The organism is Acutalibacter sp. JLR.KK004 (assembly GCF_036941085.1).
Lineage (GTDB): Bacteria > Bacillota > Clostridia > Oscillospirales > Acutalibacteraceae > Acutalibacter.
Map to the genome: position 1 here is coordinate 476,966 of NZ_JAYMNQ010000003.1, position 8,874 is coordinate 485,839.

Genomic DNA, 8,874 nt, shown 5'->3' on the forward strand with positions numbered 1-8,874 from the left:
AGACCCAAAAACGCTGAAGAAAGTGGTCGGCATCGTGCTGACATTATTGGTGGCGGTCATCATGCCCATTGCAGCGGTAATCGCCATTTTCAGCTCTGATTTTGAGATCGATGTGGACGAGTTCCAGCGCCTGGCTGTGCAGAATCTCACTGCCGAACAGCGCGCCGACCTGCAATTCATGGAGGATACCGGCAATGCCATCCAGACGGAATTGACCGGCAGAGGACAGGAAAAGCGGCTCAAAGAGGCGCTGGTGCTGTTCGTTTTTGCTCTGGGTGACTTCGCCCATGAGCCTGACTTTGCAGCAAAACTGGCGGGCTGTTTTGTTGAGGGACAGACCCATGCAGGACTCATCGCCGCTGTGAATGCTGCCTTTGGTACGGACATCGACCCGGATGATTTTAAAAAAATCATGTCTTTTGTGAACCGGCAGATCGTGGACGTGGCCCGCTCCCAGCTTGGAAACGTAGGCGGTGAACCGTACTGGAGTTGGTATGGGTTCCCCTCGCGGGTAGAATGGTGCGCCTGTTTCGTTTCCTGGTGTGCAGACCAGTGCGGGTATATCGACAGCGGCATTATGCCTAAGTTTTCAGGCTGCAGCCAGGGGGTGAACTGGTTTCAGGCCAGAAACCTTTGGATGGATGGCTCCGCCACACCCACCTCTGGCATGATAATATTCTTCGATTGGCTGGAAAACGGAACCCAGGACGGCAGCCCAGACCATGTGGGTATCGTGGAGAAGGTGGAAAATGGTAGGGTGTACACCATAGAGGGAAACTCCGGCGACGCCTGCCAGCAGAACAGTTACCCCATAGGATACTTTGAGATCCTGGGGTACGGCGTGCCAAAATATGAAATCGGAGGTACAGAAGATGATAGTGAAAGTAATCCCCCAGCGCAAGGAGCCTGAGATAACGGCCCAGCCCTGGGTGGTCGAGCATACGGTGGAGCTGTCTCCCGGCGAGTTCCGCTATTTAAAGGAACACCTGCTGTGGGATCACCCCTGCATTGCGGAACACGCCAGCGAACTGCACATGGATAAGCATGGCATCACCCACGGAATGCTGGTACTGTGCGAGGGCATCGATGATGGCATCCTCATGAATTCTGAAGGGGCTTCCTACGCCCGGTATGCAGCTTACCTGTCCGGCGCAAGGACGCTGTCCCTCATGGACCGCTACCCTATCCTGCGGGATTTCTGTGTGCAGATGGACGCTCTGGTGGATAAATATGTCCACCAGGCAATCTCCGGCCAGGAGGATGGGCAGTTCACCATCTCCTATCCAAACGTGGATGCTGATATTGAAAATGAGATTTTCAACGATAACCTTACAGCTTTTGACTGGCGGCTGTTCCTGGATATGCTCTCGGCGCGCCCGGAAATCGATGATATGGATACAACAAATAATGAAATATGCCTGACGGTTGCCCCGGAGTTTGTGCAGGAACAGGCTCCGGGGATGTCTATGTGAAACCGCCATGCTGGTAGAAGAAACGCTCTTCGGCAGGCATGACAAGGTGCAGGTCTCCATCGACCGGCTCCGCACCTTTGAGCCGCCGGAAGAATATTATCTGGCGTTCAGCGGCGGCAAGGACAGCCAGGCCGTCTACCATCTGTGCCGGGAAGCCGGTGTGAAATTCGATGCCCATTACAGTCTGACCACCGTTGACCCGCCGGAGGTTATCTATGTTTATGCGGGAGCATTATCCCGACGTTGTTGTGGAGCGTCCCGGTATCACCATGTGGGATTTGATCGTCAAGAAAGGTATGCCTCCGACACGCATAGTCCGCTACTGCTGCGACCAGCTCAAGGAGCGCGGCGGCCAGGGGCGGTTTGTAATAACCGGCGTTCGCTGGGCGGAAAGTGCCAGGTGCAAAAATGGCTGGGGCGTGCTGGAGCTGAACAGCCACAGCAGCGTGCGTATCAAGCTAATGAACGACAACGATGAGGCCCGCCGCCTGCTGGAATCCTGCGTGATGAAAAGCATGCACACCCTCAATCCCATCATCGACTGGCTGGAAGAAGATGTGTGGGAGTATCTGGAGTCCCGTGGCATCTCCCACTGCTGCCTCTATGATGAAGGGTACTCCCGGATCGGGTGCATTGGCTGTCCCCTTGCCGGGGCCAAGCAGATGCGCCGGGAGTTTGCCCGATATCCCAAATATGAGCGGGCGTATCTGCGGGCCTTTGACCGTATGCTCCAGGCTCGGATCGATAACGGCAAGCCCTATTTGAAATGGCACTGCGGGCAGGATGTCATGGACTGGTGGCTCAGAGAGAGCAGCCATTCAGTACCTGAAAACCAAATAACTTTTGAAGATATCTCAGCAGAAGGAGTTGATACACTATGAAAAAAGATTCTATCACCCTCCCTTATGACGAAGAAAAGCTGGCGGCCCTGCGGCTGTACTTGGAGCAAAAGGGACAGTCGGTTGAGCAGGAAATGGTCTCTGCCGTGGATGCGCTCTACGCCAAGTCCGTCCCCGGCAATGTTCGTGAGTTCCTGGACCTGCGCTCCGGCATGGAGGTGAAACCTGCTGAGCGGCGCAAACGGCCCAGGCCGCAGGCAGAACAAGAACCTGTTTCGGCGCCTCTCTCAGAAAGCAGTGATAGCTTTTGAGAACCCAAAAATTTGGCATAGAGATTGAGATGACCGGCATTACCAGGGCCGCAGCCGCCCAGGTGATTGCCGGTCATTTTGGTACCAGCGCCACCCACGTGGGCGGGATGTACGACGCTTTCGCTGTCCGTGACGGTGACAGCCGCCAGTGGAAAGTTGTATCGGATTCGTCAATCCGCAGGGAGTCCCGGCGCGGCGAATCCCGCAATGCGGCCTATGCGGTGGAGTTTGTGTCTCCCATCTGCAAGTACGAGGACATCGGGACGATTCAGGAAATCATACGCAAATTGCGCTCTGCCGGGGCAAAGGTCAACAGTTCCTGCGGCATCCACATCCACATTGACGCAACACCCCACGACGTGAAAACCCTCCGCAACATTGTGAATATCATGGCGGCGAAGGAGGACTTGCTCTACAAGACCCTCAAGGTGGATGTGCATCGGGAACATTACTGTGCCAAAGCTGACACACGGTTCCTGGATGAACTGAACAGCAAGCGCCCATCGTCCATGTCCGACTTCGAGCATATCTGGTACAATGGGCGGTCCGGCAGGAATTATCACTATGATGAGAGCCGGTACCATGGCTTGAATCTGCACTCGGTATTCTCTAAGGGTACGATAGAATTTCGGCTATTCAACTCCACGCTTCATGCTGGAGAGATAAAATCGTATATCCAGCTCTGCATGGCGATAAGCCACCAGGCGCTGGTGCAGAAGTCTGCCTCCAGAATCAAGACCCAGAGCAGTAATGAGAAATATACCTTCCGGGTTTGGCTCCTGCGGCTGGGGCTGATTGGCGATGAGTTCAAGACCGCCCGCCATCACCTGCTGAAGAATCTGGAAGGTAATATTGCTTGGAAACACCCTGCCCAGGCCGAGGCTCAAAAGCAGCGTTTGGCCGAGAAACGGCTGGCGGCATCAGTTGCCCAGGCCATGGAGCAAGCACCCGCTCCGCCGGAATCGATAACAGAAAATGAGCAAGACGAGTCCCACGAGATGGGCATGAGAATGTGAAAGGACGTTTGATATGGCTAAGAAATTATACGTTGCCTACGGCAGTAACCTCAATAAGGGGCAGATGAAATACCGCTGTCCTACTGCAAAATTTTACGGTACCGGCGAATTGCAGGGCTATGAGTTGCAGTTTAAGGGCCGGGAACACTCAGCCTTCGCCACTATCGGTCGCAAGGACGGGGTCGCTGTTCCCGTGGGCCTCTGGGAAATCCAGTCCAGGGATGAGAAGGCTTTGGATATGTACGAAGGTTTTCCCAGCCACTATTTCAAGCGGGATGTGCAGGTGCAGATGGATGGCCGGGAGGTCAGCGCCATGGTGTATATCATGAATCCGCGCATGAATTTCAACCTGCCGTCCCCCAGCTACTACGCTACGGTGCATCAGGGCTACCGGGACTGCGGACTGGATACCGCTGCGCTGGAACGTGCTTTGCAGAGCAGCACCCAGCATTATTACGATGTTGCTTCGATGTACCAGCAGCAGTCTCTGTTCGATTATGACGATGACGAGCCGGAGGAAGATGAGGATTTGGAGGATGAGGAAGAAGATGAATGGGAGGATGTGGATGACGATGAGGACGAAAGTGAGGGGTACGATTTTCACTTTCATATGTGAGGGGGAAACAGCGTGAATCGAGTTAAAAAGTTGAAATGCACCCTCGGCAGCGAATATGCATATCAGCGGTTCATGAGTGACCGGGAGGTGTCACGCCTGCGGCGGCAGACTCCACAGCACATGGAGGATACCGTTGCCGCCAGCTTGACTGTGGGATGCATAAAGATAAACGCGGTGCTGTTCCAGGCAGATTGCTCCCTGCGGTTGGGCTATGACGTGTATGTCAAGGATTCCCCTGGCTCCTCTGAGTGGATCTGTTTCGACAGTCCCAGCACCCCCGCCAGCCTGAAAGAGTCAGATATGCTGGCAGTTCTGGACAGGATCGTTTCGGAGAATGGCCTGTCCTACACCGAGTGCTGCTTTGAGAAATTGGATGGGCGGCAGGTAAAGCCATACGAAAAACTTTTGGAGGACAGAAAATGACGGCTGAAAAGTTTGCGGAATTCGTAAATGCTATCCGGCCCAACAGCGATCCGGCTGTGGCAGTCTGGCTGGAATGGGCCGATGAGCTGGAAGAATATGACAGCAGCCATGGCGAAAAACCAGCCGGTTCCTATAAGACTTCCGAGATATTTCTGGATGAGTTCGCGCAAAAGTTCTCGGTCATCCGGGAACTTCATGGTGACGCCGTGGCTGAAAAAATGATTTTCCTGGCGGAGATTGGCGCCTGCCCCTTCCCCTGGGAGATGAAACTTGCGGCAGAACATCTGGCGGCAGGCGGGAGCATCCACGATATCGCGGCGATGGAAGAATCCGGGGTACTGGAGGATTTTTCGGATATTTTGCAGGAGGACGGCCCCTCCATGAGGATGTGACCGGCTGTCGGCCCATGTGCGGCCCTGTGTCGGGGTTCGCGGGGCTGGGTGGGGAAAGCACTCGGCCCTGCACCGGCGCAGGCCGTGTCGGGCCAGTGTGGGGCTGGTTTGGAAAGGTGCTGGTTTTGAGGGAATTTGGGCGGTTTGAGCAAGGTCGAAAAGCAAGCGGGAGAAAGTGAGGTGGGTTGCGACGCAACCCTCTCACGGTTCACCGCGTCCGGTAATGCCGGTCGCGTCGGGCGTTTTCGGGCTTTTGGTCATGCGAATTTCAGGGTAGGTTGCTGTTGGAGATACCAGCAGAATGGGTGGGTTGTGGTGCGAAAAAAAGCCAGAAATGCGCCATTTTGAGTAGGGTTGCGGCAGAAAGGGAGTGAAAATATGCCTGCGCCAAAAGGAAAGAAGAAGTTCTTGCTATGGGCGTACCCAAGTACGCTGGAGCTGGTCAAAAACAACTACCGCAAGGACAAGAGTAAAAGCCAGTCTGAGTTCATCGACCGGGCGATCTGCTACTATGTCGGTCATATCACGGCGGATGAAGATACCTCGTACTTGCCCAACGCGCTCCTGTCCAACATGAAAAGCATTGTGGCTGAGAGCGATAACCGCCAGAGCAAAATGCTTTTCAAGCTGTCGGTAGAACTTGCCATGCTCATGAACGTGGTCGCTGCCAGCAGCGAGATAGACGAGATATCTCTTGCACGGCTACGCGGGGAGTGTGTACAGGAGGTAAAACGGCTCAACGGCAATTTCAGTTTTGAGGATGCGGTCGAGTGGCAAAGCTAGTTACCAAGTTCAAGTATCTGAAACCAAATGCTCGGCAAGGGCGTGGTGGCTACGCCAAATATATTGCTACCCGTGACGGCGTGGAGAAAATCGATGACACGAAAAGGTTCGCGCCAGTCAGTTGGAATCAGAAACACCTAATTAGGAAAATTCTGCGAGACTTTCCTGATACCAAAGATATGCTGGAATATGAGGATTACCAGCAGAAACAAACCGTGGAATCAGCATCGGAGTTCATCTCTCGCGCGATTGAGAACAATGCCGCTGTTGCGCTGAATGCGAAAACCTACGCTGATTATATTGCTACCCGACCCAGCACTGAGCGGTTCGGTCCCCATGGACTTTTCACTGATGACGGTGTGCAGGTAAATCTTAAAAAAGTATCGCAAGAATTGAATGACTACGGCGGCAATGCATGGACGGTCATTATTTCTTTGCGGCGCGAAGATGCGGAACGTTTAGGTTTCGATAACGGTTCCCGCTGGCGGGATATGCTGCGCACTCAGACCCAGGCGCTCTCGGAAAATCTGCGTATTCCTATGGGACACCTAAAATGGTTCGCGGCGTTCCACAATGAGGGACACCATCCCCATGTGCATCTCATCGCTTACTCTACGGAAGAAAAAGAGGGATATCTTACAAAACAGGGTGTGCAGAAGTTGCGTTCTGCTTTTGCCAAAGATATTTTTGCGCAAGATTTGCTATGCGTCTACGAAAAGCAGACCGAGCATAGGAACCGATTACGTTCTGAGAGCAGGGATGTACTGGCTGAAATCGTTTCGCAAATAAATGCTGGTGGGTATTCAAATCCCCATCTCGAAGAACTGCTGTTGCAGCTTGCCCGGCGGTTTTCCCGCACCAAGGGCAAGAAGGTGTATGGGTATCTGAAAGCAGATGTGAAAGCGATTGTAGATTCTATCGTGGATGAATTGGCAAAGGACAACCGCGTCTCTACGCTTTATGATTTATGGTATCAGCAAAGGGAAAATGTGCTACGCACCTACAACAGCAACCTACCGGAGCGGGTACCGCTGTCGCAGAATAAGGAGTTCAAGTCGATAAAGAACGCAGTTATTCAGGCGGCCATGAATCTGGTGTTGGATAATCACCAAGGGCAATCCGCCACAGAGGATGATATAGAACCCCAACACAGGCGGTCTCCCACCGTGAGCAGTGCTGACATCGGGATGAGTGCGCTGCGCCTGCTCCAGCAGACCAGTCAAATATTGCAAAATGAAGTTCAACCCATCTATCAAGATAGATGGGTCGACCGCAAACTGCGCCGGAAGATCAACGAGAAAAAGCAGGCGCAAGGCTTGCGGCAATAATAATTACTGTAAGAGGATGCCGCGCCGCAAGGTGCGGCGTTTCTCTTGGAAAGGAGTTTCATGTCAGGATATATTCCCTTCACAGACGAGCAGAAAGAAAAGGCACGGCGCACGGATTTAGCTGGCCTGCTCCGCAGCCAGGGTGAAACCTTACGCAAGTCAGGCTCGGAGTTCGAGTGGCTGGACGGCTCCCAGAAAGTTACCATCCGGGGTAACCTTTGGTTCCACCAGTATGAGCAGGTGGGCGGCGACTCCATTGACTTTGTAAGAAAATTCTACCACAAATCTTACCCGGAAGCAATGAAATATTTATTGGGGCAGAGTGGTGGTATGTTATCTGTCATGCCGCCTGCAAGAAAGGTTATGCCCAAGTTCGAATTGCCGCCTGCTAATGATAATATGCGGAGGGTGTTTGCTTACCTGCTGAACCGGCGCGGTATCGACAAAGATGTGCTTTACGCTTTTGTCCACAAGAAGATGATTTACGAATCCGCACAGTACCACAACGTAGTGTTCCTTGGATTTGATAAGGACGGTATCCCCCGCCACGCCAACAAACGTGGTACGAGTTCATCCTCCACCTACAAGGGTAATGCCGTGGGAAGTGTACCGGAATACAGTTTTCACTGGAACGGCAAAAGTGACCGCCTCTATCTATTCGAGGCTCCCATTGATATGCTGTCCTTTATCTCCCTCTACCACAAATCTTTGGCCTTTTCCGCTGAAAGTGGAAAAGGCGGGTACACCGCCGGTAATCTACCGGACTGTACAAAGTTTGGGCGGTGTACTTGGCGGGATCACAGCTATGCGGCGGCCTGCTCTGTTTCAGACAAGGTGCTGTTTCAATGTCTACACGATAATCCAAACATCAGGAATGTGTCCATTTGCTTCGACAGTGACGAACCAGGCCAGCTTGCCGCCCAGCGGATTACTGCAAAACTCATAATGCAGGGTGTAGAATCAGAAATCCTCGTGCCGGTCAACAAAGACTGGAACGAGGATTTGTTATCCGGCGGAGAATTGGAGGTGGAGGAATCATGCCAAATATTGCGCCGTTGATTTTTGTGGCCGTACTCATGTTTTGTGTTCTCAGCGGGGTGACATTACTGGCGCACATCTACAGCCTGAACAATATCAAGGCGAAAACTGTTGGCGATGGTCAGCACGGCACCGCACGATGGGCTACGAAAGCGGAGATAAAAAAAGTGTACCGGCACGTTTCCTTTACGCCGGAGCGCTGGCGGGAGCAGGCAGCTCATGGGCAGGAACCCTCTCTTGAAAATGGTGGAGTACTCCCCCAGGGCATCGTCGTGGGCTGCACAGGCAGAAAGGAAACCATCGCAATGGTGGACACTGGCGATGTCCATGCGCTCATGATCGGCGCGGCAGGTGTCGGCAAAACTGCCTACTGGCTTTATCCGTGCATCGAGTATGCCTGTGCCAGCGGCATGAGCTGGCTCTCGAGCGACACCAAGGGGGACCTGGCACGAAATTACGGGACTATCGCTGAGAAATACGGCTACCACGTTTCTGTCATCGACCTGCGCAACCCCACGCGCTCCCACGGCAACAACCTGCTCCATCTCGTCAACAAATATATGGACGCCTACCTGGAATGTCCCGACCAGCTTGCTTATAAAGCTAAGGCGGAGAAATACGCAAAAATTATTGCAAAGACCATCATCATGTCCGGC

11 protein-coding genes and 2 pseudogenes are annotated in these 8,874 nt (G+C 53.3%); 12 read left to right on the forward strand and 1 reads right to left on the reverse strand.

The features are described 5' to 3' along the window. Positions 1-430 precede the first annotated feature (430 nt). Together VSQ30_RS20710 and VSQ30_RS20175 are read left to right on the forward strand one after the other, a co-directional pair. A pseudogene (locus VSQ30_RS20710) lies at positions 431-910 on the forward strand (CHAP domain-containing protein); the annotation flags it as partial. Further along, positions 873-1,472 (forward strand): DUF6329 domain-containing protein, encoded by a 600-nt coding sequence (locus tag VSQ30_RS20175; protein WP_334466976.1) that lies wholly within the window; start codon positions 873-875, stop codon positions 1,470-1,472. The pseudogene VSQ30_RS20710 and the gene VSQ30_RS20175, both read left to right, overlap by 38 nt. Here VSQ30_RS20175 and VSQ30_RS20180 read toward each other — a convergent pair. Continuing rightward, positions 1,465-1,650 (reverse strand): hypothetical protein, encoded by a 186-nt coding sequence (locus tag VSQ30_RS20180; protein WP_160642949.1) that lies wholly within the window; start codon positions 1,648-1,650, stop codon positions 1,465-1,467. The genes VSQ30_RS20175 and VSQ30_RS20180 overlap by 8 nt on opposite strands. Before the next feature lie 37 nt (positions 1,651-1,687). Between VSQ30_RS20180 and VSQ30_RS20185 the strand changes: the two genes are divergently transcribed. The 10 genes and pseudogenes from VSQ30_RS20185 to VSQ30_RS20230 all read left to right on the forward strand — a co-directional run. Continuing rightward, positions 1,688-2,353: a phosphoadenosine phosphosulfate reductase domain-containing protein gene (locus VSQ30_RS20185; protein ID WP_160642950.1), complete on the forward strand. Its 666-nt coding sequence runs from the start codon at positions 1,688-1,690 to the stop codon at positions 2,351-2,353. Next, complete coding sequence (locus tag VSQ30_RS20190) at positions 2,350-2,622, forward strand: DUF6103 family protein (RefSeq protein WP_160642951.1); 273 nt, start codon at positions 2,350-2,352, stop codon at positions 2,620-2,622. Before VSQ30_RS20185 ends, VSQ30_RS20190 begins: the two co-directional genes overlap by 4 nt. Beyond that, on the forward strand, positions 2,619-3,638 hold the full coding sequence (locus VSQ30_RS20195) for an amidoligase family protein (protein WP_256376678.1): 1,020 nt from the start codon (positions 2,619-2,621) through the stop codon (positions 3,636-3,638). Before VSQ30_RS20190 ends, VSQ30_RS20195 begins: the two co-directional genes overlap by 4 nt. Positions 3,639-3,651: 13 nt before the next feature. Further along, the gene (locus tag VSQ30_RS20200; RefSeq protein ID WP_160642952.1) at positions 3,652-4,254 is read left to right on the forward strand and encodes a gamma-glutamylcyclotransferase family protein; all 603 of its coding nucleotides are present in this window, start codon (positions 3,652-3,654) and stop codon (positions 4,252-4,254) included. 12 nt (positions 4,255-4,266) lie between these two features. Beyond that, positions 4,267-4,677 carry a hypothetical protein gene (locus VSQ30_RS20205; RefSeq protein ID WP_160642953.1) on the forward strand — a complete coding sequence of 137 codons (411 nt, stop codon included), beginning with the start codon at positions 4,267-4,269 and terminating at the stop codon, positions 4,675-4,677. Next, the gene (locus VSQ30_RS20210; RefSeq protein WP_334466980.1) at positions 4,674-5,069 is read left to right on the forward strand and encodes a hypothetical protein; all 396 of its coding nucleotides are present in this window, start codon (positions 4,674-4,676) and stop codon (positions 5,067-5,069) included. Before VSQ30_RS20205 ends, VSQ30_RS20210 begins: the two co-directional genes overlap by 4 nt. A gap of 378 nt (positions 5,070-5,447) precedes the next feature. Then, on the forward strand, positions 5,448-5,852 hold the full coding sequence (locus VSQ30_RS20215) for a hypothetical protein (RefSeq protein ID WP_334466983.1): 405 nt from the start codon (positions 5,448-5,450) through the stop codon (positions 5,850-5,852). Then, positions 5,840-7,180 carry a MobP3 family relaxase gene (gene mobP3 / locus VSQ30_RS20220; protein ID WP_334466986.1) on the forward strand — a complete coding sequence of 447 codons (1,341 nt, stop codon included), beginning with the start codon at positions 5,840-5,842 and terminating at the stop codon, positions 7,178-7,180. Before VSQ30_RS20215 ends, mobP3 begins: the two co-directional genes overlap by 13 nt. 60 nt (positions 7,181-7,240) lie before the next feature. Further along, positions 7,241-8,239: a DUF3991 and TOPRIM domain-containing protein gene (locus VSQ30_RS20225; RefSeq protein WP_160642957.1), complete on the forward strand. Its 999-nt coding sequence runs from the start codon at positions 7,241-7,243 to the stop codon at positions 8,237-8,239. Further along, a pseudogene (locus tag VSQ30_RS20230) lies at positions 8,218-8,874 on the forward strand (type IV secretory system conjugative DNA transfer family protein); the annotation flags it as partial. The gene VSQ30_RS20225 and the pseudogene VSQ30_RS20230, both read left to right, overlap by 22 nt.